The organism is Bacillus sp. ATD (assembly GCF_050585765.1).
GTDB classification, from domain to species: domain Bacteria; phylum Bacillota; class Bacilli; order Bacillales; family Bacillaceae; genus Bacillus; species Bacillus stercoris.
Genome location: NZ_JBOBQH010000004.1, coordinates 382841 through 409594, shown reverse-complemented (window position 1 = coordinate 409594; position 26754 = coordinate 382841). Strand labels below are relative to the sequence as shown.

At 43.5% G+C, this 26754-nt stretch carries 32 protein-coding genes and 1 riboswitch; of the genes, 23 read left to right on the top strand and 9 right to left on the bottom strand.

Annotation, left to right across the window (positions count from 1 at the left end; genetic code table 11):
• The first annotated feature begins 36 nt into the window (after positions 1 to 36).
• On the top strand, positions 37 to 600 hold the full coding sequence (locus ACQXR1_RS12760; protein WP_014665093.1) for a beta-class carbonic anhydrase: 564 nt from the start codon (positions 37 to 39) through the stop codon (positions 598 to 600).
• Here the strand turns inward: ACQXR1_RS12760 and yidD are convergent.
• Positions 597 to 824 (bottom strand): membrane protein insertion efficiency factor YidD, encoded by a 228-nt coding sequence (gene yidD, locus ACQXR1_RS12755; protein WP_014665092.1) that lies wholly within the window; start codon positions 822 to 824, stop codon positions 597 to 599. The genes ACQXR1_RS12760 and yidD overlap by 4 nt on opposite strands.
• 127 nt (positions 825 to 951) lie before the next feature.
• Between yidD and ACQXR1_RS12750 the strand changes: the two genes are divergently transcribed.
• Positions 952 to 1425 carry an S-ribosylhomocysteine lyase gene (locus ACQXR1_RS12750; protein WP_014114882.1) on the top strand — a complete coding sequence of 158 codons (474 nt, stop codon included), beginning with the start codon at positions 952 to 954 and terminating at the stop codon, positions 1423 to 1425.
• Positions 1426 to 1544: 119 nt separating this feature from the next.
• Entirely contained in the window at positions 1545 to 1982 is a 438-nt protein-coding gene (locus ACQXR1_RS12745; RefSeq protein WP_071581098.1) for a FixH family protein, read from the top strand.
• On the opposite strand, the gene ytzI is transcribed toward ACQXR1_RS12745, so the two are convergent.
• The gene (gene ytzI, locus ACQXR1_RS12740) at positions 1976 to 2116 is read right to left on the bottom strand and encodes a YtzI protein (protein WP_003229081.1); all 141 of its coding nucleotides are present in this window, start codon (positions 2114 to 2116) and stop codon (positions 1976 to 1978) included. The two genes, ACQXR1_RS12745 and ytzI, sit on opposite strands and share 7 nt — an antisense overlap.
• 128 nt (positions 2117 to 2244) lie before the next feature.
• Here ytzI and ACQXR1_RS12735 point away from each other — a divergent pair, with 128 nt between their 5' ends.
• The 3 genes from ACQXR1_RS12735 (at position 2245) to ytkD (ending at position 3928) form a co-directional block, all read left to right on the top strand.
• The gene (locus ACQXR1_RS12735) at positions 2245 to 2682 is read left to right on the top strand and encodes a Dps family protein (protein WP_003229083.1); all 438 of its coding nucleotides are present in this window, start codon (positions 2245 to 2247) and stop codon (positions 2680 to 2682) included.
• A gap of 156 nt (positions 2683 to 2838) precedes the next feature.
• Positions 2839 to 3243 (top strand): phage holin family protein, encoded by a 405-nt coding sequence (locus ACQXR1_RS12730; protein ID WP_014665089.1) that lies wholly within the window; start codon positions 2839 to 2841, stop codon positions 3241 to 3243.
• A 208-nt stretch (positions 3244 to 3451) separates the two neighbouring features.
• A complete protein-coding gene (gene ytkD, locus ACQXR1_RS12725; RefSeq protein ID WP_014665088.1) occupies positions 3452 to 3928 on the top strand; it encodes an RNA deprotection pyrophosphohydrolase in 477 nt (158 codons plus the stop codon).
• A 29-nt stretch (positions 3929 to 3957) separates the two neighbouring features.
• On the opposite strand, the gene ACQXR1_RS12720 is transcribed toward ytkD, so the two are convergent.
• From ACQXR1_RS12720 to ACQXR1_RS12710, 3 genes are read right to left on the bottom strand one after another with little or no spacing between them, the layout of a single operon-like run.
• Positions 3958 to 4770, bottom strand: a complete 813-nt coding sequence (locus tag ACQXR1_RS12720; protein WP_069840178.1) for an ABC transporter permease — start codon at positions 4768 to 4770, stop codon at positions 3958 to 3960.
• Entirely contained in the window at positions 4745 to 5527 is a 783-nt protein-coding gene (locus ACQXR1_RS12715; protein ID WP_014665086.1) for an ABC transporter ATP-binding protein, read from the bottom strand. The genes ACQXR1_RS12720 and ACQXR1_RS12715 overlap by 26 nt, the downstream gene beginning before the upstream one ends.
• Positions 5528 to 5539: 12 nt before the next feature.
• Positions 5540 to 6544 carry an ABC transporter substrate-binding protein gene (locus ACQXR1_RS12710; protein ID WP_147772401.1) on the bottom strand — a complete coding sequence of 335 codons (1005 nt, stop codon included), beginning with the start codon at positions 6542 to 6544 and terminating at the stop codon, positions 5540 to 5542.
• A 150-nt stretch (positions 6545 to 6694) separates the two neighbouring features.
• On the opposite strand from ACQXR1_RS12710, the gene ACQXR1_RS12705 reads away from it, so the two are divergent.
• Positions 6695 to 7468, top strand: a complete 774-nt coding sequence (locus tag ACQXR1_RS12705; RefSeq protein ID WP_430772262.1) for an alpha/beta hydrolase family protein — start codon at positions 6695 to 6697, stop codon at positions 7466 to 7468.
• 51 nt (positions 7469 to 7519) lie between these two features.
• The gene (locus tag ACQXR1_RS12700) at positions 7520 to 7762 is read left to right on the top strand and encodes a DUF2584 domain-containing protein (RefSeq protein WP_040082053.1); all 243 of its coding nucleotides are present in this window, start codon (positions 7520 to 7522) and stop codon (positions 7760 to 7762) included.
• A gap of 37 nt (positions 7763 to 7799) precedes the next feature.
• Here ACQXR1_RS12700 and pckA read toward each other — a convergent pair whose 3' ends face one another.
• The gene (gene pckA / locus ACQXR1_RS12695) at positions 7800 to 9383 is read right to left on the bottom strand and encodes a phosphoenolpyruvate carboxykinase (ATP) (protein ID WP_014665082.1); all 1584 of its coding nucleotides are present in this window, start codon (positions 9381 to 9383) and stop codon (positions 7800 to 7802) included.
• A 196-nt stretch (positions 9384 to 9579) separates the two neighbouring features.
• Positions 9580 to 9718, top strand: a riboswitch (SAM riboswitch).
• A 167-nt stretch (positions 9719 to 9885) separates the two neighbouring features.
• Between pckA and metK the strand changes: the two genes are divergently transcribed.
• The 3 genes from metK (at position 9886) to alaP (ending at position 14663) form a co-directional block, all read left to right on the top strand.
• Positions 9886 to 11088, top strand: a complete 1203-nt coding sequence (gene metK, locus ACQXR1_RS12690; protein ID WP_014665081.1) for a methionine adenosyltransferase — start codon at positions 9886 to 9888, stop codon at positions 11086 to 11088.
• Positions 11089 to 11236: 148 nt separating this feature from the next.
• Positions 11237 to 13135, top strand: a complete 1899-nt coding sequence (gene asnB, locus ACQXR1_RS12685) for an asparagine synthase (glutamine-hydrolyzing) (protein ID WP_014665080.1) — start codon at positions 11237 to 11239, stop codon at positions 13133 to 13135.
• Positions 13136 to 13271: 136 nt separating this feature from the next.
• Positions 13272 to 14663 (top strand): alanine permease AlaP, encoded by a 1392-nt coding sequence (gene alaP, locus ACQXR1_RS12680; protein WP_172640561.1) that lies wholly within the window; start codon positions 13272 to 13274, stop codon positions 14661 to 14663.
• A gap of 241 nt (positions 14664 to 14904) precedes the next feature.
• Here alaP and ACQXR1_RS12675 read toward each other — a convergent pair whose 3' ends face one another.
• Positions 14905 to 15420 carry a gamma carbonic anhydrase gene (locus ACQXR1_RS12675; protein WP_071581101.1) on the bottom strand — a complete coding sequence of 172 codons (516 nt, stop codon included), beginning with the start codon at positions 15418 to 15420 and terminating at the stop codon, positions 14905 to 14907.
• Positions 15421 to 15468: 48 nt separating this feature from the next.
• On the opposite strand from ACQXR1_RS12675, the gene ytpA reads away from it, so the two are divergent.
• Together ytpA and tbcS are read left to right on the top strand one after the other, a co-directional pair.
• Positions 15469 to 16248, top strand: a complete 780-nt coding sequence (gene ytpA, locus ACQXR1_RS12670) for a phospholipase YtpA (RefSeq protein WP_069150119.1) — start codon at positions 15469 to 15471, stop codon at positions 16246 to 16248.
• 20 nt (positions 16249 to 16268) lie between these two features.
• Positions 16269 to 17372 (top strand): tetraprenyl-beta-curcumene synthase, encoded by a 1104-nt coding sequence (gene tbcS / locus ACQXR1_RS12665; protein WP_040082058.1) that lies wholly within the window; start codon positions 16269 to 16271, stop codon positions 17370 to 17372.
• On the opposite strand, the gene ACQXR1_RS12660 is transcribed toward tbcS, so the two are convergent.
• Both ACQXR1_RS12660 and ACQXR1_RS12655 read right to left on the bottom strand, forming a co-directional pair.
• On the bottom strand, positions 17362 to 17946 hold the full coding sequence (locus ACQXR1_RS12660) for a tRNA (mnm(5)s(2)U34)-methyltransferase (RefSeq protein WP_069840176.1): 585 nt from the start codon (positions 17944 to 17946) through the stop codon (positions 17362 to 17364). The genes tbcS and ACQXR1_RS12660 overlap by 11 nt on opposite strands.
• Positions 17943 to 18908, bottom strand: coding sequence for a TIGR01212 family radical SAM protein (locus ACQXR1_RS12655; RefSeq protein WP_069840175.1), 966 nt, complete (start codon positions 18906 to 18908; stop codon positions 17943 to 17945). Before ACQXR1_RS12655 ends, ACQXR1_RS12660 begins: the two co-directional genes overlap by 4 nt.
• A gap of 164 nt (positions 18909 to 19072) precedes the next feature.
• Here ACQXR1_RS12655 and ACQXR1_RS12650 point away from each other — a divergent pair, with 164 nt between their 5' ends.
• The 10 genes from ACQXR1_RS12650 to bceS all read left to right on the top strand — a co-directional run bounded on the left by ACQXR1_RS12650 (position 19073) and on the right by bceS (position 26711).
• Positions 19073 to 19345, top strand: a complete 273-nt coding sequence (locus tag ACQXR1_RS12650; RefSeq protein WP_014665073.1) for a YtzC family protein — start codon at positions 19073 to 19075, stop codon at positions 19343 to 19345.
• A 155-nt stretch (positions 19346 to 19500) separates the two neighbouring features.
• Positions 19501 to 19638: a hypothetical protein gene (locus ACQXR1_RS12645; RefSeq protein WP_003229119.1), complete on the top strand. Its 138-nt coding sequence runs from the start codon at positions 19501 to 19503 to the stop codon at positions 19636 to 19638.
• A gap of 33 nt (positions 19639 to 19671) precedes the next feature.
• Positions 19672 to 20061 (top strand): GntR family transcriptional regulator YtrA, encoded by a 390-nt coding sequence (ytrA, locus tag ACQXR1_RS12640; protein WP_168781220.1) that lies wholly within the window; start codon positions 19672 to 19674, stop codon positions 20059 to 20061.
• The gene (ytrB, locus tag ACQXR1_RS12635; RefSeq protein WP_024572828.1) at positions 20058 to 20936 is read left to right on the top strand and encodes an ABC transporter ATP-binding protein YtrB; all 879 of its coding nucleotides are present in this window, start codon (positions 20058 to 20060) and stop codon (positions 20934 to 20936) included. Before ytrA ends, ytrB begins: the two co-directional genes overlap by 4 nt.
• Entirely contained in the window at positions 20930 to 21904 is a 975-nt protein-coding gene (locus ACQXR1_RS12630; protein ID WP_103030879.1) for an ABC transporter permease, read from the top strand. The genes ytrB and ACQXR1_RS12630 overlap by 7 nt, the downstream gene beginning before the upstream one ends.
• Positions 21905 to 21934: 30 nt before the next feature.
• Complete coding sequence (gene ytrD / locus ACQXR1_RS12625; RefSeq protein ID WP_430772261.1) at positions 21935 to 22912, top strand: ABC transporter permease YtrD; 978 nt, start codon at positions 21935 to 21937, stop codon at positions 22910 to 22912.
• Positions 22913 to 22926: 14 nt separating this feature from the next.
• A complete protein-coding gene (gene ytrE / locus ACQXR1_RS12620) occupies positions 22927 to 23622 on the top strand; it encodes an ABC transporter ATP-binding protein YtrE (RefSeq protein ID WP_014477726.1) in 696 nt (231 codons plus the stop codon).
• Positions 23612 to 24922 (top strand): ABC transporter permease YtrF, encoded by a 1311-nt coding sequence (gene ytrF / locus ACQXR1_RS12615; protein ID WP_430772260.1) that lies wholly within the window; start codon positions 23612 to 23614, stop codon positions 24920 to 24922. Before ytrE ends, ytrF begins: the two co-directional genes overlap by 11 nt.
• 96 nt (positions 24923 to 25018) lie before the next feature.
• On the top strand, positions 25019 to 25714 hold the full coding sequence (gene bceR / locus ACQXR1_RS12610) for a two-component response regulator BceR (protein ID WP_069840171.1): 696 nt from the start codon (positions 25019 to 25021) through the stop codon (positions 25712 to 25714).
• Positions 25707 to 26711, top strand: a complete 1005-nt coding sequence (gene bceS, locus ACQXR1_RS12605; protein WP_430772259.1) for a two-component sensor histidine kinase BceS — start codon at positions 25707 to 25709, stop codon at positions 26709 to 26711. The genes bceR and bceS overlap by 8 nt, the downstream gene beginning before the upstream one ends.
• The last annotated feature ends 43 nt before the right edge of the window (positions 26712 to 26754 follow it).

The following is a 26754-nucleotide window of genomic DNA, read 5'->3' as shown; positions in this document are numbered from 1 at the left end:
ATTGAAGAGTAAAAAGAATAGAAAGGGACAACGAACATGAGTCTTCTAAATGATATTCTCGAATTTAACAAGACATTTACTGAACAAAGAGAGTATGAAAAGTATAAAACGTCAAAATTCCCCGATAAAAAAATGGCGATTCTTTCTTGCATGGACACTCGTTTGGTTGAACTGTTGCCGCATTCGATGAATATGCGAAACGGCGATGTGAAAATCATTAAAAGTGCCGGTGCGCTTGTGACACACCCATTCGGAAGCATCATGAGAAGTTTACTCGTCGCAGTGTACGAGCTGAACGCCGATGAGGTATGTGTGATCGGACATCACGATTGCGGCATGAGCAAAATCAGCAGCGAAAGCATGCTTGATAGAATCAAAGAAAGAGGAATTCCGGAAGAACGCATCGAAACATTAAAGTACTCCGGTGTTGATTTTGATCAATGGTTTAAAAGCTTTGATTCAGTAGAAGCAAGTGTGAAAGACAGCGTAGAAGTCATTAAACATCATCCGCTGTTCCCGGAAAACGTTCCAGTCCATGGCTTGGTTATAGATCCTGACACAGGAAAACTGGATCTTGTCGTAAACGGCTATAACGCTTAATGTTTGTGTTTCTTTTCAGGAACGGGATCGACCCCTCCCGGATGGAACGGGTGGCATTTCAAAATCCGTTTGATTGTCAGCCAGCCGCCTTTTAAAGCCCCATGTGTTTTAATCGCTTCGATTCCATATTGAGAGCAAGTCGGATAAAAGCGGCATGTTGGCGGCGTCAGCGGCGAGATGAATTTTTGATATCCTCTGATCAGAGCGATAAATAGGGTTTTCATATGTATTCAGCAACCTTTCTGATGCAAGTATAAGAAAAAAAACGCAGATTGAAAAGCTATTCGATTATTCTTATCGGAAAGGTATGTTATAATGGATGTACATTTTTAGAAAAGGGAGAGTGCCATTATGCCTTCAGTAGAAAGTTTTGAGCTTGATCATAATGCGGTTGTTGCTCCATATGTAAGACATTGCGGCGTGCATAAAGTAGGAACAGACGGCGTTGTAAATAAATTTGATATTCGTTTTTGCCAGCCAAATAAACAAGCAATGAAGCCTGACACCATTCACACACTTGAGCATTTGCTCGCGTTTACGATTCGTTCTCACGCAGAGAAATACGATCATTTTGATATCATTGATATCTCTCCAATGGGCTGCCAAACCGGCTATTATCTTGTTGTGAGCGGAGAGCCGACACCGGCGGAAATCGTTGATCTGCTTGAAGACACAATGAAGGAAGCGGTAGAGATTACTGAAATACCAGCTGCGAATGAAAAGCAGTGCGGCCAAGCGAAGCTTCATGATCTGGAAGGCGCTAAACGTTTAATGCGTTTCTGGCTTTCACAGGATAAAGAAGAACTGCTAAAAGTATTTGGCTAAAATAGAAAAGACCTTTTTGCTCAAGCGCAAAAAGGTCTTTTTTGTGACGTCTCATATTTTGTGTACCATTTGCTGTAAGCGTTTGCTACTATTTAGGTAAACGATGAAAGGGTGATGGCATGAAAAAGATGTTGGTTGTTCTGCTTTTTTCTGCTTTTTTGCTTAACGGATGCGGATCTGGCGAAAGCAAAGCAAATACAGATGAGGCGCCCAAAGTTTTGGATGTCAAGCTGACCGGTCCTGAAAAAGTAAATCCCGGAGACAGCGCTGCTTATGAAGCAGCCGTATCATACGGTGATGAAGCTGTGACAGATGCCGATGAAGTAGAGTTTGAAGTATGGAAAGAAGGGGAAAAAGACGCCAGCCAAATGTTTAAGGCGAAACAAGAAAAAGGCGTATACCGGTTGGAAACAACGTTTAAGGAAGATGGTGTATACACTGTCCAATCCCATGTCACAGCAAAAAAACAGCATAGCATGCCGACCTTAAAAGTCCAAGTCGGAGACGCCGATGCTGCGAGCAATCAGTCAGAAGAGAAGCAATCACATCATCATTGATTGTGTGAATCAGAGTGATTTTCTTGCGGTGGATCAATGGTATGCTTTACATTATAGGCTTTTACAGTCGTCCAAATGGTTACAAGCAACACAGCCAGCACAATCAAAATACTTATCGTAATGAGAAGCGTCATGACATTCCACCTCCCGTTTTTTAACAATTGTAGCATAATAGAAGAAATCGTGACAGATAAGGGTAAAAAAGAGGTTTTAGCGTACGATATTAAGGGTATACATAGTCATATAACAAGGAGGAGATACCATGTCAGAACAATTGATTCAAGCAGTGAACAAACAAGTAGCCAACTGGACGGTCATGTATGTGAAACTACATAATTATCACTGGTATGTGAAAGGGAAAGATTTCTTCACTCTTCATGAAAAGTTTGAGGAGCTGTACAACGAAACCGCAACTTATATTGATGACTTAGCAGAACGTCTTTTGGCGCTGAACGGAAAACCGATTGCAACAATGAAGGAATCCTTAGAAACGGCTTCTGTTAAAGAAGCGGCTGGAAATGAAACGGCTGAACAAATGGTTCAAAGCGTATACGATGATTTTACGGTCATCGCGGAAGAGCTGAAAAACGGCATGGATTTAGCTGATGAAGTCGGTGACGAAACAACAGGGGACATGCTTCTTGCGATCCATCAAAATATTGAAAAACATAACTGGATGCTAAAAGCTTACCTGGGGTAAAAGAACGGCCGGACGTCTAAAAACAGACGTCCGGCTTTTCTTTTTGTATCTGAAAAATAGGCGACAACCAGTCCATTTTTCTGAAAAATCCAATCCGGTCGGCTTGTTTTCCATAGAATATCGTAAGGCCGTTTCTGTGAAAGGATGTTGGGATAAATGGATAGAGACTTTGGCATCTTTTCGTTAATAGCAGTCAGCGTTTCAGCAGCGGGTTTTTTCTTCGGAGGTTTTCAGTATTCATTTCTGATTTTGCTCTCTCTTATGGCAATTGAATTTATCAGTACGACTTTGAAGGAAACAATTATTCACAAACTGTCGTTTAAGAAGATATTTGCCCGGCTTGTCAAAAAATTAGTCACGCTGGCTCTGATCTCTGTATGCCACTTTTTTGATCAGCTGCTGAATACACAGGGGTCCATTCGTGACTTGGCTATTATGTTTTATATTCTTTATGAATCTGTGCAAATTGTTGTAACAGCCAGTTCTCTCGGCATACCGGTTCCCCAGGTGCTTGTCGATCTTTTAGAAACGTTAAAAAATAAATTTAAACGCAAACCGTAACTTTTCCCTGTTCGCGGGTCATAATAAAGCCCAGAGCGTCAGTCGCACTTTTCGGCATTAGGTATCGCAAAAAACTGTACGAGCTAGTCTGTATGCAGAACCTGACGGCGTGCTGGGTTTCCCTTATTTTTTGATAAAAGGCTTCCGCAGAAACGTAACTGTGGTATGATGTATGGAAGATAGCTAGGAACGGATTTGAGGGATAAACATGTACGAGTTTAAAGATTATTATCAGAATACTGTTCAGCTTTCCTTTGACAATCAGCCTTTCTCGGACAGCCCGAAGCATGTCTGGGTGATTTGCCGTTTTGGCGGCAAATGGCTTTTAACAGAACATGAGGACAGAGGCTATGAGTTTCCAGGCGGGAAAGTAGAGCCGATGGAGTGCGCGGAAGAGGCTGCGCTTCGGGAAGTAAAGGAAGAGACGGGCGCGAGAGTCAAAAGCCTCAAGTATCTCGGACAGTATAAGGTTCTCGGTAAAGAAAAAGTGATTGTGAAAAATATATATTTTGCAGATATAGAAAAGCTTGAAGAGCAAGCTGATTACTTTGAAACGAAAGGCCCGGTTTTGTTTCACGAGCTTCCGGAGAACCTTTCCCGCAATAAAAAGTTCAGCTTTATTATGAAGGATTCCGTTCTTCCGATCAGTTTGAAAAAACTGAAAGAATCTGGATGGATCGAATAAAAAATCCGGCACATGTGCCGGATTTTTTATTATGTCCTGCCCTTCGTCCATTTCTTTTCCAGCAGCTCGACGCCCTGATACATCAGAGTGGCAAAGATGGCGATGATCAGCAGGCTTAAGAAGACGAGTGTAAAATTGAAGACTTGGAATCCGTAAATAATCATATATCCCAATCCAACCTTCGAAACGAGGAATTCCCCTACAATGACGCCAACCCATGATAAACCGACGTTTACTTTTAATGTTGAAATAATCGCGGGAGAGGATGCGGGCAGTATGGCTTCTTTAAAAATAACCCATTTTTTTGCGCCGAATGTTTTCATGACTTTCGTATAGTTTTCGTCGACCTCCTGAAAGGCGGTGTACACAACGATGGTGGTGATAATGACGCTGATGATGGCTCCCATCGCAATAATGCTGATTAAACTGGGACCGAGTGCGACAATCAGGATCGGGCCTAGGGCCACTTTCGGCATTGCATTCAAGATCACAAGATACGGATCTAAAATCCTGGCAAGCCGATTGGACCACCATAACAAAGCAGCGAGGCACGTGCCCATAAACGTTCCAAGCAAAAAGCCTAGCACCGTTTCGAATAAAGTGACGCCGATGTGTGACAGTAATGAACCGTCACCGAGTTTCTCCAGCAATAAACGCCATACAGCTGATGGAGAGCTGAAGATCAGCGGATCGATCCAGCCTTGCCTGCTGGAGATTTCCCAGCCTGAGAAAAAGAGAATAAATATGGCAAGCTGAAAGGAATGGACATTCCACTTTTCCTTTTTTTGTTTGAATTGATACTGCTCATGAAGCAGATCAATGGTTTCTTTGCTGTTTCTCAAGAGAATTCAGCTCCTTCCATATCGTTTGAAACAGCGTCTGGAAGGATGGCTCCTGGCGGGCGTCAAAAGGCATCATCGAGGCCAATTCCTTAGGAATGGTAAAAATCTGATGGATGGTGCCCGGCTGATTCGAAAATAAAAAGATCGTATCGCTCATCGCTATCGCTTCCCCTATATCATGAGTGACAAGCACTGCTGTTTTTTGATATTCCTTTAATGTGCGGAATACCAGGTTTTCCAATGACAGCTTTGTCTGAAAATCAAGCGCGGAAAATGGCTCATCCAGCAAAAGCAGACTTGGATCTGGCGCAAGAGTTCTTGCAAGCGCGGCCCGCTGGCGCATCCCGCCTGACAGCTCTTTCGGATATTTTTTCTCCACATCTATGAGGCCGAACTCCGGCAATAGGCCGAGTGCAGCGGCCTTGCTTTCTTCTGTCAGCGTGTCGGCGATTTTTAAACCGAGAAGCACATTTTCCTCGATAGATTTCCAGGGAAATAAGTAATCCTGCTGAAGCATATAGCCAATGTTATGTTCTTTTTGATTCGGCTCACGGCCTTCAATCAGAACTCTGCCTTCCGATGGCTCAATCAAACCGGCAATAATGGAAAGCAGTGTTGTTTTTCCGCAGCCGCTTGGGCCGAGAAATGAGATGAAATCACCTTTTTCGGCATCGAAATGAATATCCCGCACAGCCGTTGTTTTTTCTTTGATAGAAAAGTAAGTATGGGTTACATGGTCGACATGTAAGAAAGACATAGATGGCGCCTCCTATTTCTCCGAGGTGACTTTTTCAGCAATTTCTTTATTTACAAGCTGATTGTATGGAATGTGCTTCGGCAGTTCTCCCGCTTGATCCATAATGTCTTGGAGCAGCTCCCATTCTTTTTCGTTAAGCAGAGGATCTGGCGAATATGAATGCTGCTTTTTATAGCGTTCAATGGATGTTTCGATGACGTCTGGGTCGGTATCATCAAATTCATCTTTAATGGCATCTGTGATGTCCTTCGCAGAATGATTTTCAACCCACTGCTGCGCCTTGTAAATGGCTTTTGTAAACTTGACGGCTGTGTCTTCATTTTTCTTCAGGTAGCTTTGTTTCGCCATAAAGGTCGTGTAAGGAACGTCGCCTGATTCTTCTCCGAATGAAGCCACGATATGGCCGATGCCTTTTTTCTCAAAGAGAGAAGCCTGCGGTTCAAAGAGCTGTACATACTCACCGGTTCCAGAAGCAAACGCATTGGCAATATTGGCGAAATCTATGTTCTGGATGAGGTCTATATCTTTATGCGGGTCAATCTTATGTTTGTTCAGCACATACTCGCCGACCATTTGAGGCATGCCGCCTTTTCGCTGGCCGAGAAACGTTTTTCCGTTCAGCTGATCCCAGTTGAAGTGTTCAACATCTTCTCTCGCGACAAGGAACGTCCCGTCTGTCTGAGTCAGCTGGGCGAAGTTAATAACGGGGTCCTTAGCCCCTTGCGCCTCGACATAAATAGATGTTTCTGACCCGACAAGCGCGATGTCGGAGCCGTTTGAAAGAAGCGATGTCATCGTTTTGTCTCCGCCCCAGGTCGTATTCACATTGACATCAAGCCCTTCTTCCTTAAAAAATCCTTTAGACTCGGCAACATATAAAGGTGCGTAAAAAATAGAATGGGTCACTTCAGCCACTTTAACTTTGGTCAGCGTTTCTTCTTGCTTGCAAGCTGCCAGGGCGATCATCAGAAAGATACTGCCGACACAGGCGAAGCCCAGCCTTAACCATTTGTTCACATAGACAACCTCCTTATTTAGCATCAAGTTAATATCCTTTTTTGCTTTACATATCGTATGATGGGTATAAAAATGTGTGAATGCCTAATCAGGTTCTCCGGATGTAATTTTGGAGTAAGGAAAGCATATAGAAAAAAGGAGGCGGCTGTTTTGATTGTAGAGAAAAGAAGATTTCCGTCGCCAAGCCAGCATGTGCGTTTGTATACGGTCTGCTATCTGTCAAATGGGTTACGGGTAAAGGGGCTTCTGGCTGAGCCGGCGGAACCGGGACAATATGACGGATTTTTATATTTGCGCGGCGGGATTAAAAGCGTGGGCATGGTGCGGCCGGGCCGGATTATCCAGTTTGCATCCCAAGGGTTTGTGGTGTTTGCTCCTTTTTACAGAGGAAATCAAGGAGGAGAAGGCAATGAGGATTTTGCCGGAGAAGACAGGGAGGATGCATTTTCTGCTTTTCGCCTTCTTCAGCAGCACCCAAATGTCAAGAAGGACAGAATTCATATCTTCGGGTTTTCCCGCGGCGGGATTATGGGAATGCTCACGGCAATCGAAATGGGAAGGCATGCGGCTTCATTTGTTTCCTGGGGAGGCGTCAGTGATATGATCCTTACATACGAGGAGCGGCAGGATTTGCGGCGAATGATGAAAAGAGTCATCGGCGGAACACCGAAAAAGGTGCCTGAGGAATATCAGTGGCGAACACCGTTTGATCAAGTAAACAAAATTCAGGCTCCCATGCTGTTAATCCATGGAGAAAAAGACCAAAATGTTTCGATTCAGCATTCCTATTTATTTGAAGAAAGGCTAAAACAATTGCATAAGCCGGTTGAGACGTGGTATTACAGTACATTCACACATTATTTCCCGCCAAAAGAAAACCGGCGTATCGTTCGGCAGCTTACACAATGGATGAAAAACCGCTGACAATGAAATATGGTATGATAAAGAAAAAAGAGAACGAAAGGGGATCTCACTTTGGGAATGCCTGTTGAATTTAATACACTGATTGTGACAAAAGGAAAAGAAGTTCGCATAGATGAAAATATATTCACGTTAGAGAAGGACGGATACCGTGTATATCCGATGGAGATTCCGATGGATGTGCGCAAAACAAAGCTTGGCGAAAAGTCGGGCACAGCTGAAGTGCAGAAGCTTCAATGGGAAGACGGCCGGACGCTCATTACGTACAAGCTGACTTCTTTGCATTCTGTCAATTAAAACAAGCCAAGAGCTAATTGCTCTTGGCTTTTGCTTTTTAAACGAGAGGGCCGCCTGCCTGTGCAATGGCATCTGTATGTGCGAACTTTTTAAAATTCTCTTTGAATTCATTTGCAAGGTAGAATGCCTTTTCTCTGTATTCTTCCTTGTTGGCCCACGTGTTTTCAGGCTGAAGGATGTGATCAGGAACGCCAGGAACATGAGCCGGGATGTGCAGGCCAAAAATATCGTCAGTTATGATTTCTGCATCCTCTAATTTACCTTCAATCGCTGCTTTGACCATTGCTCTTGTGTAAGAAAGCTTCATTCGTTCGCCAGTGCCATAGCCGCCCCCGGTCCAGCCGGTATTGACCAAGAAAACGTCTGCGCCGTGTTCATCGATCTTTTTGCCGAGCATTTCAGCATAGACGTGAGCAGGAAGCGGCAGGAACGGTGAGCCGAAGCAAGTGGAGAACGTCGTTTCAGGTGACGTCACACCTCGTTCAGTTCCGGCAAGCTTGCTCGTGTAACCGCTCAAGAAATGGTACATCGCCTGTTCCTTCGTCAGTTTGCTGATCGGCGGCAGGACTCCGAAGGCATCAGCCGTCAAAAATACAATTGCAGACGGATGGCCTGCCATGCTTGGAGTCACGATGTTATCAATCATATGGATTGGGTAAGCTGCCCGCGTGTTTTCAGTATAGAAGGAATCATCATAATTGGCTTCACGTGTGTCTTCATCAACAACGACATTCTCGAGAACTGATCCGAAACGGATTGCGTTAAAGATCTGAGGTTCCTTCTCCTCGCTTAAGTGAATGCACTTAGCGTAGCATCCGCCTTCGATATTAAAGACGCCTGTATCAGACCAGCCATGTTCATCGTCACCGATCAGCTTGCGGTCAGCATCGGCTGAAAGAGTGGTCTTTCCTGTTCCTGACAGTCCGAAGAAAAGGGCGACATCGCCTTTTTCACCGACATTGGCGGAGCAGTGCATGGATAAAATATCTCTTTCAGGCAGCAGGAAATTCATAATGGAGAAAATGGACTTCTTCATTTCTCCGGCATACTCTGTTCCCCCGATTAAAATCGTCCGTTTTTCGAAAGAGACAATAATAAACGTTTCGGAATGAGTGCCGTCTGTTTTTGGGTCCGCTTTGAAATGCGGAGCAGAAAGAATGGTGAACGGCTGCTCAACTGTTTTCTTATCATTGCCTTCCGGACGGATGAACAGCTGCCGCGCAAATAAATTGTGCCATGCGAACTCATTTACGACAGTGATCGGCAGCCTGTATTTCTCGTCTGCTCCGGCAAATCCTTCGAAAACAAACAGCTCATCTCGCTGTTTCAGGTAGCTGACAACTTTCGTATAAAGCCGATCAAACGCTTCTTCTGAAATCGGCTGATTCACCGGGCCCCAATCGATCTTATTTTTCGTGCTTTCTTCCTCCACGATGAATTTATCTTTAGGTGAACGTCCTGTGTAAGCGCCTGTTGTCGCGCGAACAGCACCCGTGGATGTTAAAATGCCTTCGTTTCGGGAGAGTACTTTTTCTGTTAGCTGTGCTGCTGATAAATTATGACGCACATTTGGACTTGTTAATAAGGCTTGTAAATCAGCGGTCAAATCAACTGAGTTCATATGAAACCTTCCTTTATCGTTTTTTGTGTTTTGCTAATTGTGAATTAGTATAACATATATTTTCAAATAGTCTATACTATTTATCATTTTTTGTGTGTGCATTTCCATTGTTTTCCCTCAATATAGGTGCCTATTTCTTCTGAATCATATTGACATTGCAAACCCTTTTACGATAAGATATTTCATTGAGCGGATACTCTTATCCCGAGCTGGCGGAGGGACAGGCCCTATGAAGCCCAGCAACCGGTTTCTCTGTTATTTATTATGTTGAACTGAGTGAGACAACCAAGGTGCTAACCTGTTGCAAGGTTGTATGATTCCTTGAGCGATAAGAGTGAAAGGCACAAAGACCAAACCCTTTCCTCGATGGAAAAGGGTTTTTTATTTCATAAATATGCCAATTAACATTCTCTAATATAACGTTACATTGTATAAGAGGGAGCGAGTTCCGTATCATATATGCAAGGTCTATCGGGAGACCTTGTGCAGGAGGAAGCAAATCATGAGTAAAAATCGTCGTTTATTTACATCAGAATCTGTTACGGAGGGGCATCCAGATAAAATCTGTGACCAGATTTCTGACAGCATTTTAGATGAAATTTTAAAGAAAGACCCTAACGCGCGTGTTGCTTGTGAAACATCTGTGACAACTGGTTTGGTTCTTGTCAGCGGAGAGATCACAACATCTACGTATGTTGACATTCCAAAAACAGTGCGCCAAACCATTAAAGAAATCGGATACACACGTGCGAAATACGGATTTGATGCGGAAACTTGTGCGGTTTTAACATCAATTGATGAGCAGTCTGCTGATATCGCAATGGGTGTAGACCAAGCGCTTGAAGCCCGTGAAGGCACAATGAGCGAAGAAGAAATTGAAGCGATCGGTGCTGGTGACCAAGGTTTAATGTTCGGTTATGCGTGCAACGAAACGAAAGAGCTTATGCCTCTTCCAATTTCACTTGCTCATAAATTAGCCCGCCGCCTAAGTGAAGTCCGTAAAGAAGATATTCTTCCGTACCTTCGCCCTGACGGCAAAACACAGGTAACGGTTGAGTACGATGAAAATAACAAGCCTGTCCGCATTGACGCGATTGTTATTTCAACTCAGCATCACCCTGAAATTACACTTGAGCAAATTCAGCGTAACATTAAAGAACATGTCATCAATCCGGTTGTTCCTAAAGAGCTGATTGATGAAGAAACAAAATATTTCATCAACCCAACAGGACGTTTCGTAATCGGAGGCCCTCAAGGGGATGCGGGACTTACAGGACGCAAAATCATCGTTGATACGTACGGCGGCTATGCACGCCACGGCGGAGGCGCGTTCTCAGGAAAGGATGCGACGAAGGTAGACCGTTCTGCGGCTTATGCAGCAAGATACGTTGCGAAAAACATCGTTGCGGCTGAGCTTGCTGATTCTTGCGAAGTACAGCTTGCTTACGCGATTGGTGTTGCACAGCCTGTGTCAATCTCAATCAACACGTTCGGATCCGGAAAAGCTTCTGAGGAAAAACTGATTGAAGTTGTCCGCAATAACTTTGATTTACGACCTGCCGGCATTATCAAAATGCTTGATTTACGCCGTCCGATCTACAAACAAACTGCTGCGTACGGCCACTTTGGACGTCACGATGTTGACCTTCCATGGGAGCGTACAGACAAAGCGGAGCAGCTGCGTAAAGAAGCGTTAGGAGAATAATTTTATAGCCGCTTACTGGTTAAGCGGCTTTCCTTTTTTATCGTTGTATTCATGTTTATTTTTTTACATAACTGTGAAACCAAATACTATTCACAGCGTCTATAAATAGGGGTTCAATGATGACAATTTTAATTATGGAGGCAATACTATGTGTGGATTTGTCGGGGTTTTTAACAAGCATCCGTTAGCTCAAACCGCTGATCAAGAAGAACTAATCAAACAAATGAACCAAATGATCGTTCACCGCGGTCCTGACAGTGATGGATATTTCCATGATGAGCACGTCGGATTCGGATTCAGACGTCTCAGCATTATTGATGTAGAAAATGGCGGACAGCCTTTATCATATGAAGATGAAACATATTGGATTATCTTTAACGGGGAAATCTATAACTATATTGAACTGAGAGAAGAGCTTGAAGCAAAGGGGTACACATTCAACACGGATTCGGACACAGAGGTTCTTCTTGCGACTTACCGTCATTATAAAGAAGAAGCGGCGTCCAAATTGCGCGGTATGTTTGCCTTTCTGATTTGGAATAAAAACGATCATGTGCTTTATGGAGCAAGAGATCCATTCGGCATTAAACCGTTGTACTACACAACGATCAATGATCAGGTTTATTTTGCCTCAGAGAGAAAAAGTTTAATGGTTGCTCAGAATGATATTGAAATAGACAAAGAGGCATTGCAGCAGTACATGTCTTTCCAATTTGTTCCTGAACCAAACACGCTTGATGCCCATGTGAAAAAAGTAGAGCCGGGTTCACAGTTCACAATCCGCCCGGACGGCGATATCACATTCAAAACGTATTTCAAAGCGAACTTCAAGCCGGTTCAGACTGAAGAAGACAAGCTTGTGAAAGAAGTCAGAGACGCGATCTATGACTCTGTAAACGTTCATATGAGAAGTGACGTTCCTGTCGGTTCATTCCTGTCTGGCGGAATTGATTCTTCCTTTATTGTGTCTGTTGCGAAGGAATTTCATCCAAGCTTAAAAACATTCTCAGTCGGCTTTGAACAGCAGGGCTTCAGTGAAGTCGATGTAGCGAAAGAAACTGCAGCGGCGCTGGGCATTGAAAATATCAGCAAAGTCATTTCGCCTGAGGAATACATGAATGAGCTTCCGAAGATCGTATGGCATTTTGATGACCCGCTTGCTGATCCGGCAGCGATTCCGTTGTACTTTGTTGCAAAAGAAGCGAAAAAACATGTAACGGTTGCTTTATCAGGTGAAGGAGCGGATGAGCTCTTCGGTGGATATAACATTTACCGTGAACCGCTTTCGCTCAAACCATTTGAACGCATTCCGTCCGGCCTGAAAAAAATGCTTCTGCACGTTGCTGCCGTTATGCCTGAAGGGATGAGAGGAAAGAGCCTGCTTGAGCGCGGCTGTACTCCGCTTCAGGATCGTTATATCGGTAACGCGAAAATCTTTGAAGAGTCTGTCAAAAAGCAGCTGTTGAAGCATTATAATCCGAACCTTTCATATCGCGATGTGACGAAGACTTACTTTACAGAAAGCAGCTCGTACAGCGATATCAACAAAATGCAGTATGTCGATATCCACACTTGGATGCGCGGCGACATTTTGTTAAAAGCGGATAAAATGACGATGGCAAATTCTTTGGAACTGCGTGTGCCGTTCTTAGATAAAGTCGTATTTGACGTCGCTTCAAAAATTCCTGATGAACTGAAAACGAAAAACGGCACGACGAAGTATCTTCTTCGCAAAGCCGCTGAAGGAATTGTGCCTGAGCACGTATTAAACCGCAAAAAGCTTGGTTTCCCTGTACCGATCCGTCATTGGCTGAAAAACGAAATGAACGAATGGGTGCGAAATATTATTCAAGAAAGCCAAACGGATGCATATATCCATAAGGATTATGTCCTTCAGCTTCTTGAAGACCATTGTGCGGACAAGGCTGATAACAGCCGTAAAATCTGGACTGTACTGATCTTTATGATTTGGCACAGCATTAATATTGAAAAACGGTATATGCCTGAAGAGCTGAGCCATCAGCCTAAAGAAGTCATCTTTGTGTAACAGACAACAAGGCTTTCGATTAGTCGAAAGCCTTGTTATTATCCTTTTATTTCTCCATCATCATTGATTTACCCAATCCACACGCAATATTCAGAAAAATGATTTAATGATATTTTTTTCTAGGGGAGAAGAAAGCATGCAAAAACAAAAACAAGAGCTGCACCGCGGACTCGAAGAAAGGCATATTTCTTTAATGTCTTTAGGAGCTGCCATAGGAGTGGGGTTGTTCCTCGGCTCCGCATCAGCTATTCAGTTAGCAGGGCCAGGTATTTTGGTAGCATATGCCGCAAGCGGCCTGGTCATGTTTTTTATTATGAGAGCGCTTGGGGAAATGGCCATTCAAAAACCGGTTGCCGGTTCCTTCAGCAGGTATGCGCGTGATTATTTGGGACCGCTTGCAGGCTATTTAACAGGGTGGAACTACTGGTTTTTATGGGTTGTCACCTGTATGGCTGAAATTACTGCTGTCGGCATCTATATGGGGTTCTGGTTTCCTGATGTGCCAAACTGGATTTGGGCATTATCGGCGCTAATCATTATGACGGGTGTTAATTTCCTGGCTGTCAAAGCTTACGGCGAGCTGGAATTTTGGTTCGCATTGATTAAAATTGTCGCGATCCTATCTATGATTGCTGTCGGTTTATTGATGATTATTGCAGGAGTCGGCAATGGGGGCATTGCAACCGGAATCGGCAATTTATGGAATAACGGAGGATTTTTCCCTCATGGAATAAAAGGGGTTTTATTGTCGCTTCAAATGGTGATGTTCGCCTATTTAGGGATTGAAATGATCGGGGTGACGGCTGGCGAAGTGAAAAACCCGCAAAAATCATTAGCCAAAGCAATCGATACAGTATTTTGGCGGATTTTGATTTTTTATGTAGGCGCTTTATTTGTCATTATGTCTATTTATCCGTGGCAGGAAATTGGCTCCCAGGGAAGCCCATTTGTTCTCACGTTCCAAAAAGTGGGCATTCCATCGGCTGCAGGCATCATTAACTTTGTTGTGTTGACAGCCGCGCTGTCTTCATGCAACAGCGGTATTTTCAGCACAGGGCGGATGCTGTTTAACTTGGCGGAACAGAAAGAGGCGCCACAAGCATACGGTCAGCTGACGAAAGGCGGCATCCCGGGTAAAGCTGTTCTGGCTTCAGCGGGCGCTTTATTAGTCGGAGTGCTGTTAAACTACGTTGTCCCTGCGAAGGTATTTACTTGGGTTACAAGTATTGCGACGTTCGGAGCGATTTGGACGTGGGCAATCATTTTGCTTTCTCAAATCAAATACAGGAAAAGTTTGAAGCCCGAAGAAAAGAAACACTTAAAGTACAAAATGCCTTTCTTTCCGTTTACGTCTTATGTGTCATTGGCATTTCTGGCATTCGTCGTCATTCTTATGGCTTACAGCCCTGATACAAGAGTAGCCGTGATTATCGGGCCGATATGGTTTCTCATCTTGCTTGCCGTGTACTATGGAAAAGGTTTTCATAAAAAAAATGCGGCTAATGACAGTGAACGAAATATCAGCTGACAAAAGAGCTCCCAGTGGGCTCTTTTTGTGTGCTCATAGAAAATAGAGAACAGGAAAGAATAGGTATGTGTTTTTGCAGAGGCTGTTTACGTTTTGTGATAAGATAAAAGTCATACGTTTAATGCGACATGTGAACGTTTTATGGAAAAATTGAAACCCGAACCGTCATGACGTCCGGGTTAACAATGGTTATTGCTTTCAAATATAATTTGAAAAATGGTAAAGTAAGACGAAGCAGGTCTTATGTTTGTTGAAGTGATTTATAATATTGGCCCTTTTCTACATATTCTGACCGTATTCTTTGCATATCTTTTCGGTCTTCTTCCGTCAAAGGGCGGATGACTTTTGCAGGGCGGCCGAAGGCGAGATGGCCAGGCGGAATAATTTTTCCGGGCGGGACCAGACTGCCGGCACCAATAAAGGCGCCTTCGCCAATTTCGGCTCCGTCTAAAATGATTGAGCCCATGCCGATTAAGGCGTTCTTGCGGATGACAGCGCTGTGAAGTGTAACCTGATGGCCTATCGTGGCGTCATCTTCAATGAGCAGCGTCTTGTTCGGGCTTTGGTGGAGGCAGCTTAAATCTTGGATATTGACTCTGTTTCCGATTCTGGTCGGCGCAACATCTCCCCTTATGACAACAGAAAACCAAACGCTGGACTGTTCTCCGATCACGACATCACCGGTAATTGTTGCATTGTCAGCTATAAAGGCTGTTGGGTGGATATCTGGCATGTGTTTCTTATAAGGGTAGATCATAAGATTCATCCTTCTTTCTCTATTTAAATTTCGTATGAGGTGAAGAGCATGTGGACCTGGAAAGCAGACAGACCTGTTGCAGTGATTGTAATCATTCACGGGGCAAGTGAATATCACGGACGATATAAATGGCTGATTGAAATGTGGCGATCTTCGGGTTATCACGTTGTCATGGGCGATTTGCCTGGACAGGGAACAACGACAAGGGCGAGAGGGCATATTCGCTCTTTTCAAGAATACATTGATGAAGTAGATGCTTGGATAGATAAAGCGCGAACCTTTGATTTGCCGGTTTTTCTTTTAGGTCACAGCATGGGCGGTCTGGTCGCGATTGAATGGTTTAAACAACAAAGAAATCCCCGCATTACGGGAATTATTTTATCATCACCGTGTCTCGGACTGCAAATTAAAGTCAATAAAGCGCTTGACCTTGCATCAAGAGGCCTGAATGTTATCGCTCCGTCGCTTAAGGTTGATTCGGGATTATCAATTGATATGGCGACGCGCAATGAGGACGTCATCGAGGCTGACCAAAATGATTCGTTATACGTCAGGAAAGTTTCTGTCAGATGGTACAGAGAGCTTTTAAAGACAATTGAGTCAGCGATGGTGCCGACAGATGCTTTTTTGAAAGTGCCGCTTCTTGTGATGCAGGCCGGTGATGACAAGCTTGTTGATAAAACGATGGTCATCAAATGGTTTAATGGCGTTGCTTCTCATAATAAAGCGTACAGAGAGTGGGAAGGGCTTTACCATGAGATCTTTAATGAACCCGAAAGAGAAGATGTCTTTAAAGCAGCAAGAGCGTTTACTGATCAATATATTTGAACTAGTTGGGGGTGCATGTGTTGACAGTACCGGAACATCCTTTTGGATTGATGGCAAAGGTATATCGAGATATTTTTCCGCTCGTTCATCAAGAGCTGGACATATGGAAGCAAAAATCAGAATCGATTCATAACAGTGAGTTAAAAGCGCAGGCAACCGCAAGTATTCGAGACAAAACGTTTCACTGTGAAGGCGGCGGAATACTGGCTTTATTGTCAGGCAGCCAAAAACAGAAATGTGTCGAGTTTATCATCGCGTATCAAACGATTAGTGATTATTTGGACAATCTGTGTGACCGCAGCACCTCACTTGACCCGCAGGACTTTCGGATGCTCCATGCCTCAATGCAGGACGCACTGACAGTGGGGGCTGAACTGCAAAACTATTATCAATTCAGAGAAGAACAGGATGACAGCGGATATTTGCATGAACTGGTCAAAACGTGCCAGCGTGTTCTCGGCTCCATTGAGCACTATGACATGATTAAACCTTATCTGCTTGAACTGTGCGGCTATTATTGCGATTTGCAGGTGCATAAGCATGTCATTGAGCATGAACGTGTGCCGCGGCTTGAAAAGTGGTTTACTCAATATGAATCAGAGCTCCCTGAGATGGAGTGGTATGAATTTTCAGCCTGTGCAGGTTCAACGTTAGGCATTTTCTGTCTAGTTGCGTATTCGTTCCAGCCTGATTTCACAGAAAGCACCGCTAAAAAAATCCGCGACAGTTATTTTCCTTACATACAGGGCCTTCATATTCTGCTTGATTATTTGATTGATCAAGAGGAGGACTTGCTGGAAGGAGACTTGAATTTCTGCTCGTACTATCAGTCTCATGAAGAGATGATGAATCGGCTTGAACACTTTATCCATAAAGCCGACGAGCATTTACAAGGCATTCCGCATGAAAACTTCCATCGTTTAATCAATCGAGGCTTGCTTGGCGTTTATTTGTCGGATGATAAAGTGGCGGGCCAAAAGGAAATGGGCCGGCTCGCAAGGAAGCTGATCAAAGCCAGCGGAAAAACTTCCTTTTTCTTTTATATCAACGGCAGAGCCTACCGGAAATTTCAAAAAATGTCCTGGATGAAAAACTCAAAGAAAAAAGCTCAAATCATTTGCTGATCTGAGCTTTTTTTTCGATGGCGACAATAAATGGCGGGTCATTTTGCTGATTGATAAATCCGTATGTTAATACACGGGCTGTTTGCTGGTCCAAGTCCCGGCAAAACTCAAGCACATCATTTTTTTCCGCTTTGCCTTCCGGGTGGCCGTGATAGACGACGAGAACGATCAGGCCTTCGTCTTTCATGATGCTGAGAAGCTGTTCAATTGCTTTGATCGTAGAACTGCCGTTTGTTGTAATTGATTTGTCCCCGCCCGGCAAATAACCGAGGTTAAATACCGCGGCCGCCACTTTGCCATGTGTTTCAGGCGGAAGGGATTCAGCGATTTTGTCATGGCTTTTGTGAAATAATGTTGTTCGCGCTTGATAAGTCTCACCGAGCCGTTCCTGTGTATTGGCCACGGCTGATTCTTGAATGTCAAAAGCGTACACGTGGCCGTTTTGACCGACAAGCTCCGCTAAAAACTGTGTATCATGTCCGTTGCCCATCGTTGCATCTACAACGATATCTCCTTCTCCCGCGGCCATTTTCAGCAGTTCTTTGCTGTAAGGAAGAATTTTCTTCAATATCATAGTGCTGATTCCTCCTCAAGCCGCTGAAAGAACTTTCCTTGATAACTGCCTCGATTTTCCAGCTCTTTATTAATGGCGCCAAGCACTTCCCATTTGTTGACGCTCCACATTGGCCCGATCATCAACTCAATCGGTCCGTCGCCTGTAATGCGGTGGACAATCATTTCCGGCGGAATGATCTCAAGCTGATCGCAGACGAGCTGCACATAATCATCTTGAGAAAGGAATTCCAGCTTTCCCTTTTCATATTGCTTGACCATCGGCGTGCCTTTCAGTAGGTGAAGCAGATGGATTTTAATGCCTTGGACGTCCAAATCTGCGACGGCCTTTGCCGTTTCCATCATCATGTCCCGGTCTTCCAAAGGCAGTCCGTTGATAATATGTGAGCAGACACGTATGCCGTGTTTTCTTAATTTATTGACGCCTTCCACATAGCAGTTAAAATCATGTGCGCGGTTGATCAGAAGTGCAGTCCGTTCATGAACCGTTTGAAGCCCAAGCTCCACCCACAAATACGTGCGTTCGTTCAGCTCTGCCAAGTAGTCCACGACATCATCAGGCAGACAGTCCGGGCGTGTGGCGATCGAAATGCCGACCACATCATCTAAGGCGAGGACAGATTCGAATTTCTCACGAAGCACCTCAACCGGGGCGTGAGTGTTTGTGAAAGCCTGAAAATAAGCGATGTATTTGCCGTCCTTCCATTTTTCGTGCATGCGGTTTTTGATGTCATGGAATTGCGTAATTAAATCATCGGCCCGGTTCCCGGCGAAATCACCGGAGCCTGCTGCGCTGCAAAAAGTACAGCCTCCGTGGGCAACGGTGCCGTCTCGGTTTGGACAGTCAAAGCCGCCGTCAAGCGCCACTTTAAACACCTTATGGCCGAAATGATCTCTAAGATGATAATTCAATGTATGATAGCGTTTTTCCGTATTTGAATAAGGAAAAGGATTGTTCTGCATTACAATTCATGTGCCTCCTTGCGTACGATTGCATCCTAAAATTGTAGCACGCATTTCACAAGAGAACAAATGAATATCGACCATAAATTACTTTATTGAACAAAGTCAGATGAGGCTACAATAAGAATGATGGATGACTTCCATTACCAAGAGGAGGGGTTACTGTGGCAACAAGACAATCAGTAGATGAACATCTCCAGCAATGTATGCAGGCGTATGATTATGCTGAAGAACAGCTGAAAATCGCTTCTAAACAAGAGCATTATAATGATCAAGAATATAGTGATGCCCAAATGCAGCTTGAAGATGCGGTAAATGCCTTGAATAAGCTATGGCTGTCGTCAAATGATCAGCAGAGAGAACAGCTGTACAGAATGAGGCTTCAGCTTCAAGCTTTGCAAAATAATATGATCCTGCAGCACCCTCTTGATGTGTAGGAAACGGACCCTTTTCATAAGGGTCCGTTTTTTTTGTGAAAAAAGGATTGACTTTAAGTGCCAAAGTATTTATTGTATTAAGTGTACTAATTGAAGTAATACACTATAGACACTGATATAACACCATTTATATATTGAAATTAAGGGAGGCAGTTATGAAACATAAAAAACGAAACAAACGTAACGTGCCGATGCTGATTGCGGCATCTGTGATCGCTTGTTCTTTTTTTCTTGTTCTCGTGATGATCGGTTTTGAATGGCAAAAAAGTATCATTGACCATTTTTATCTGTAAAAGGTTCAGATCGTATAGAAAGTAGGGAAGTAAATGATTCAAATCGATCCAAGAAGCTCAACACCCATTTACGAACAAATTATTCAGCAAATGAAAGAGCTTTGTTTGAAAGGGATCATGAAGCCTGGTGATAAGCTTCCTTCTGTCAGAGAATTGGCGACGATCATTATTGCGAATCCGAACACTGTCAGCAAAGCGTACAAAGAGCTTGAGCGAGAGGGGATTATTGAGACGCTGCGGGGCAGAGGAACCTATATATCGGAGAATGCAAAAACGACACTGGTTGAAGGGAAGATGGCGATGATTAAAGAGCAACTCAAACAGCTCATCATCGATGCACACTATGCAGGGGTTGAGCTGGAAAAACTGCAAGAATGGATAAAGGAAATCAGCGCTGATGTGAAGGGAGGCAAAGAAAAATGATTGAACTGCGGCAGCTGTCAAAAACGATTGACGGCAATCAAGTGTTAAAAGATGTTTCATTAACAATCGAAAAAGGAGAAATCTTCGGATTGCTTGGACGCAATGGATCAGGAAAAACGACGATGCTCCGTTTAATCCAGCAAATCATTTTCGCAGACAGCGGGACAATTTTATTTGACGGCGTAGAAATCAAAAAGCATCCGAAGGTCAAACAAAATATCATCTACATGCCTGTTCAAAATCCGTTTTACGATAAGTATACATACAAGCAGTTAGTCGATATTTTGAGAAGAATATATCCGAAATTTGATGTCACGTACGCGAATGAGCTGATGAACAGGTACGAAATTCCGGAAACGAAAAAATATCGCGAACTGTCGACGGGCTTAAAAAAACAGCTATCGCTCGTTCTGTCGTTTGCGGCGAGACCGGCGCTGATTCTTCTGGATGAGCCGACGGACGGAATAGACGCGGTGACAAGGCATGATGTGCTGCAGCTGATGGTCGATGAAGTGGCGGAGCGTGATACGAGCATCCTGATCACTTCCCACCGGCTTGAGGACATAGAGCGGATGTGCAACCGAATTGGTTTTCTCGAAGATAACAGGCTGACAAATGTAATGGATCTTGATGAATTAAAAGAAGAATACATCAAAATTCAAATGGCGTTTGACACAGATGTCAATCTGGCGATCAGGGAGCAAAACATTCCGATGCTCGATCAGGCTGGTGTGTTCTATACGGTGCTGATTCCGAAAAGCGATGAGGAGAAAAAGAGCTTTTTGAGAGAGCTGAAGCCGAAAGTATGGAATGAGCTTCCTGTCAACTTAGAAGAAGTGTTCATTGCGAAGTTTGGAGGGAAGCGGAGATGGTAGACCGAGGTCTCCTCTATCGAGAGTGGAAGCAGAATCAAGTGGTGATTTTGCTGAGTATTGTGTTTTTGGTGTTTGCAAATCCTTTAATGGTTTATCACACATATTCGAGCAGCCAGGCATGTCTAGCGCATTATTCAGATCTGAAATTTTGTTCTTTCACCCTGAATTACCATATAAACAGCAATATTCAATACAATTGGGTAATGGGGATTATATTGGCAGTTTGCTTAATGGGGCTCGAACGTTCGAAAGGTTCGATTGATTTTTTGTTAAGTCTTCCATATACAAGAAGACAAATTTTCCAAACGAAATTTTGGTTAGGCGCTATTGTTATTGTTTTTTCACAATTGGTTGGGTTTTTATTGGCATGGTTACTTATTTTAATTTTAGAACCCGAACAGGTAAACTATTTTGAACATGGAAGCATTGGTATGATCATCACCAGCTTTATGTTTTATTCATTAGTAATGGCCGCTGGGACATTAGCTGGGAATGTTTTTGCTCAGTTGCTGACAGCTTTTGCAACTGCGATATTGCCATACTTAATTATCACGTTGCCGATTTATCATATAGGCATCCTTTCAGGGCTTCAAGCTTGGAATTATTTCTCTTATGAATTTGACCATAAACTGATGGACTTTACACCAATTTTTTATGTGGATTCAAGTTGGATGACGGAGAGTAAATATTTATTGCTTATTCCTGCAGTGATGAGTATTCTCTTTTATCTCATTGCATCTATCAGTTTTAAAAAGCATCATAATGAACGAAATGGACACTTCTTTTTATGGAGAGAATTGGATCGGCCTATACACATCCTTGTCATTGTGTTAGGTATCCTTAGTTTCGGTTTAATGGGGTATTCTACGGGCAAATCCATAGTTGGTTACATTATCGGAATGGTTATAGGAGGAGTCGTCGGATTTTTGATCAGTTATTTTTCCATCTATAAAAAAGTGAGACATTAGAAATGGCTTAGAGTTTGGAGGGGAATACAAATGCCGGATTTCGGGCTGTTTTATAAAGAGTGGAAGCAAAATAAAGCTCTGTTGGCCATAATTATTTTAGTATTAATGCTTAGCAATCCTTTTACCGTTTTAAATACGTACATCTCATATCAAGGCTGTGTCACTCATCAGGACGAGTGGGTCGGAACCTGCGTATTTTCGATTAACTATTTAAACGGCACATTTATCTCATTTTTTTGGATTTGGGGAGTCGTTTTGGCAGTCAGCCAGCTTGGGATTGAACGTAGCAAGAGCTTCTTTGATTTTACTTTAAGCCTTCCATATACACGAGGGCAGATATTTCATGCGAAGTTCCTTACCGGCGGAATGGTGATTGTGGTGCCGCAGCTCATCGGTTATGTTTTGTCTGTTTTGCTGATCATGCTTTTGAAGCCAGATCAGGCCGTTTATTTTCACAATTACAGCCTTGGGATGATCATTGTCAGCATGCTGGCTTATTCGCTTGTTATGGCGGGTGGAGCTCTGACAGGCAATATTTTTGCCCAGCTTTTGGTCTCATTTACCGTGGCCATTTCGCCATTTTTGCTCATCAGCCTGCCTGCGATCAACCTTGAGATCCTTTTTGGCGGATCAATAGATTTTATCCATGGTCCAGTACCCAAATGGGTGCAGTATTTCATTCCGATAATCTATGTAGACGCGAAATGGGTTGAGAATTCACCATATTATTTAGTGATTCCGGCTATCATGACTATCATCTTCTACATCATCGGCTATATTAGTTTTGTCAAACTATCTAATGAAAGAAACGGGTACTTCTTCTTATGGAAGCCGCTTGACCGTCCGGTGCAGATCATCGTTATTATCATAGGAATCATGGGTTTTGGGTACTTTGGATTTTCGGCCAGCGAGAGCTTTGCAGGCTATCTCATTGGCATGGCTGCCGGCGCGGTAATCGGTTTCTTGATTAGTTATTTTGCGATTTATAAAAAAACAAAACTTTTGTAAGGGAGAGAGAACATATGATAGATGTTCAGCATATCGACCATTCTTTCACGATCGGAAAAAAGGGCCGTGAGAATGAAGTTCCAGTATTGAAGGATGTTTCATTACGTGTGGCGAAAGGGGAAATCGCCTGCATTGTCGGGCGAAGCGGATCAGGGAAATCAACGCTTTTGAATTTGATTTCCGGCTACATATCGCCGACAAAAGGGCGGATTGTCATTAATGGCACTGATGTTACGGGGTTTAATGAAAAGGAATGGGCGCAATTTCGGCTTGACCATTTCGGGTTTATTTTCCAAAGCTTTCAGCTCATCCCGGGTTTAACGACGTATGAGAATGTTGAAATGCCGTTGGCGTTAAAAGGAATCAAGCCCTCTGAGCGGAAGCAAAAGGTGCAGGACATGCTGAAACGCGTCGGTCTGGAAAACCACGCCGCTCATTATCCGAATGAACTGTCAGGCGGCCAGCAGCAGCGTGTCAGTATTGCTCGAGCGTTGATTTTAAATCCTTCAATTATCTTAGCGGATGAGCCGACGGGAAGCCTTGATTCAGAAACGGAACATGAAGTGCTGGAATTGATTCAGCAGCTGAATCGCGAGCGCGGCATTACATTTGTGATCATTACTCACGATGATGAGGTCGCTTCTATCGGACATTCAAAATTTCAGCTCCATGATGGTGTGCTAAAAGGGGGAATTACCGTTGAGGTTTAAGGATCAGGTTCATTTTATCAGAAGAAATATGAAGAAAAACAGGCTTCGCGTCTTTATGACGATTCTTGCGACAACAATGGCGTGTGCGTTTTTGGTTGTGCTGTCGTCGGTTGGATTTGGGATTCAAAAGACGATTACAGATATGACAATGAGCCAGCAGATTGTAACGAAAGTCAGTGTAATGGGCAAGGAAGGAGACAAGCCGATTAAAAAAGCTGATTTAGAGAAGTACGATCACGTAAGGTCAGTTGTCGAAAGAACGCAAGTATATGAACCAAACAAAGCTACTTTAGGCAATCGCACAAATGAAAGCTCAAATCTCATTTTTACTAATATGAATGATGAATTAAAGGCCAATATGGAATTGGAAAAGGGAAGAGTCGCAAAGTCGGAAAATGAAATCGTAGTAGGATACGACTTCGCAAAGAGATTATTGACGAAAAAAGAATCGGAAGAATATAACAAAAAAATCGAAGAGGCAAAAGGCAATCCAGAAGATATAAAAGAACCAAAAGGCTATACGAAAGACATTCTGAACAAGACGATTGAACTAAGTGTATCGAAGACAGATCCTAAAACAGGGGATGTTTCAAAAACAAAAACATATGACTTTAAAATTGTCGGTATTACAAAAAAACCATCTCAAGACTGGATGGAGGACTCAAACATTTTCATCAGTGATCAATTCAAAAAGGATTTTTCGGAATTCTTAGATTTTAAAGGCGGGAACGTTGAAACGAACATTGGCGTTTTTGCTGATAAATTTGAGAACGTGGAACAGCTGACAAAGGATCTAACAGATGACGGATACTATGTCACATCAGTGACTACCGAACTTGAGGGAGCCAACACCTTCTTCATGGTCTTCAAAATCGGACTGATCTTTGTCGGATGTATCGCGGTTATCATTTCAGCGATCGGCATTTTTAACACGATGACGATGGCGGTGACAGAGAGAACGCAAGAGATCGGCATTATGAAAGCGATTGGGGCAAGTCCGTCTATCATTCGCCGAATGTTCCTGATGGAAAGCGCATATATCGGGATTTTAGGCTGTGTGATTGGAATTATCATTTCCTACGGCGTGAGCTACCTTGTCAACCTGGCCGTTCCGATGATTCTCGCGGCGACAAGCGGAAGCGATGCGGGCGATTTGAATTACACATTCTCCTACATCCCGGCGAGCCTTGTGATCATTGCCGTTGTGATTTGCGGAGGGGTCGCAGTCATTTCCGGAATGAATCCGGCTAGAAAAGCAACCAAAACCAACGTGCTGACAGCGTTGAGAAGAGAATTATAATGCAAACGAGCCGGCTGAGACAGCCGGCTTTCTCTATAGCACATGCTGGCATTTTGCTATACACTTGATAAAAAAGGAAAAAGTGCGGTGAGTCGATTGTTTAAACTTTTGCTGATTGAAGATGATGAATCGCTGTTTCAGGAGATCAAGGATCGTTTAACGGGATGGTCCTATGATGTATACGGCATTCAGGATTTCAGTCAGGTGCTGCAGGAATTTGCGGCAGTTAATCCTGATTGTGTCATTATTGATGTACAGCTGCCTAAATTTGACGGCTTTCATTGGTGCCGGCTGATCCGCTCCCGGTCAAATGTTCCGATTCTCTTTTTATCCTCCCGGGATCATCCTGCAGATATGGTGATGTCCATGCAGCTCGGGGCAGATGACTTTATTCAAAAGCCGTTTCATTTTGATGTGCTGATCGCGAAAATCCAAGCGATGTTCCGGCGTGTACACCATTATAATACGGAACCGAGCGCAATTAAAACATGGTGCGGCGCTGCTGTAGACGCGGAGCAGAATCTCGTCAGCAATGACAAAGGATCTGTTGAACTGACCAAAAATGAGATGTTCATTCTTAAACAATTAATAGAGCAAAAAAACAAGATCGTCAGCCGGGAAGAGCTGATCAGAAATTTGTGGAACGATGAGCGTTTTGTAAGTGATAACACGCTGACCGTCAATGTCAATCGCCTGCGGAAAAAACTGGACGCCCTCCAGCTTGGCGCATATATCGAGACAAAGGTGGGCCAGGGCTACATCGCGAAGGAAGAGGATCAGTTCTATGATTAAAGCATTCCTTACCGAAAGGCGAAGCTGGATTGCCGCGTTTTTGTTTCAGCAGGCTTTAACGCTGGTCGTAGCTTTTGTTGATCCTTTCATACCATTTGGAAATGTGCTTTATATGGTGTATTTGTGCATCTTGTTTTTTGTTATATTCCTTTGGTTCCGCTATCGGAAAGAAACCGCGTTTTATAAAAGCCTGAAAACATGGGAAAACAATCTCGATGTGACTGCCATAAATGAACCGGAAACGCCATTTGAAGCAATCGTTGATAGAAGCATTACCGGGCAAACGGAACACTTGAAGCAGACTGCAACACAGCATCGCTTAGCATTGGAAAATGAAAAAGATGAGCTGATGGCATGGATTCATGAGGTCAAAACCCCATTAACAGCAATGCATTTAATCATTGACAGAATGGAAGAAAAAGCTTTGAAATCCCAGCTGTCATATGAATGGCTGCGTATTCACCTGCTTCTTGACCAACAGCTTCATCAAAAACGCATTTCATTTATTGAAAACGATCTGTCTGTAGAATTTATTCAGCTTCAGCCTTTGATTTTCAAGGAAATCAAAGATTTACAATCGTGGTGTATCCAAAAAGGGGTCGGTTTTGACATACAGCTTGAGGCTGAAGAAGTGCTGAGTGATGCAAAATGGCTGGCGTTTATCATCAGGCAGCTGCTGACAAATGCGGTGAAATACAGCGAAGCCTCTGAAATTGAGATCAAAAGCTTTCAAAAAGGGGAACAGACGCAGCTCCAAGTGAAAGACTGTGGCAGGGGCATTGATCCAAAGGATGTACCGCGTATTTTTGATAAAGGGTTTACATCCACAACAGATCACCATAATCAAGCGTCCACTGGCATGGGGCTGTACTTGGTGAAAAAAGCAGCGGCGCCGTTATTGATTCATGTTGATGTTGAGTCGGAGTTCGGTGCGGGGACAGTTTTTACATTAACCTTTCCGAAACGGAATCAATTTGAACGGGTCATAAGCGTGTGACGAAAATGTCACATGCTTTTCTTTTTTGTTCGCCGTATCGAAG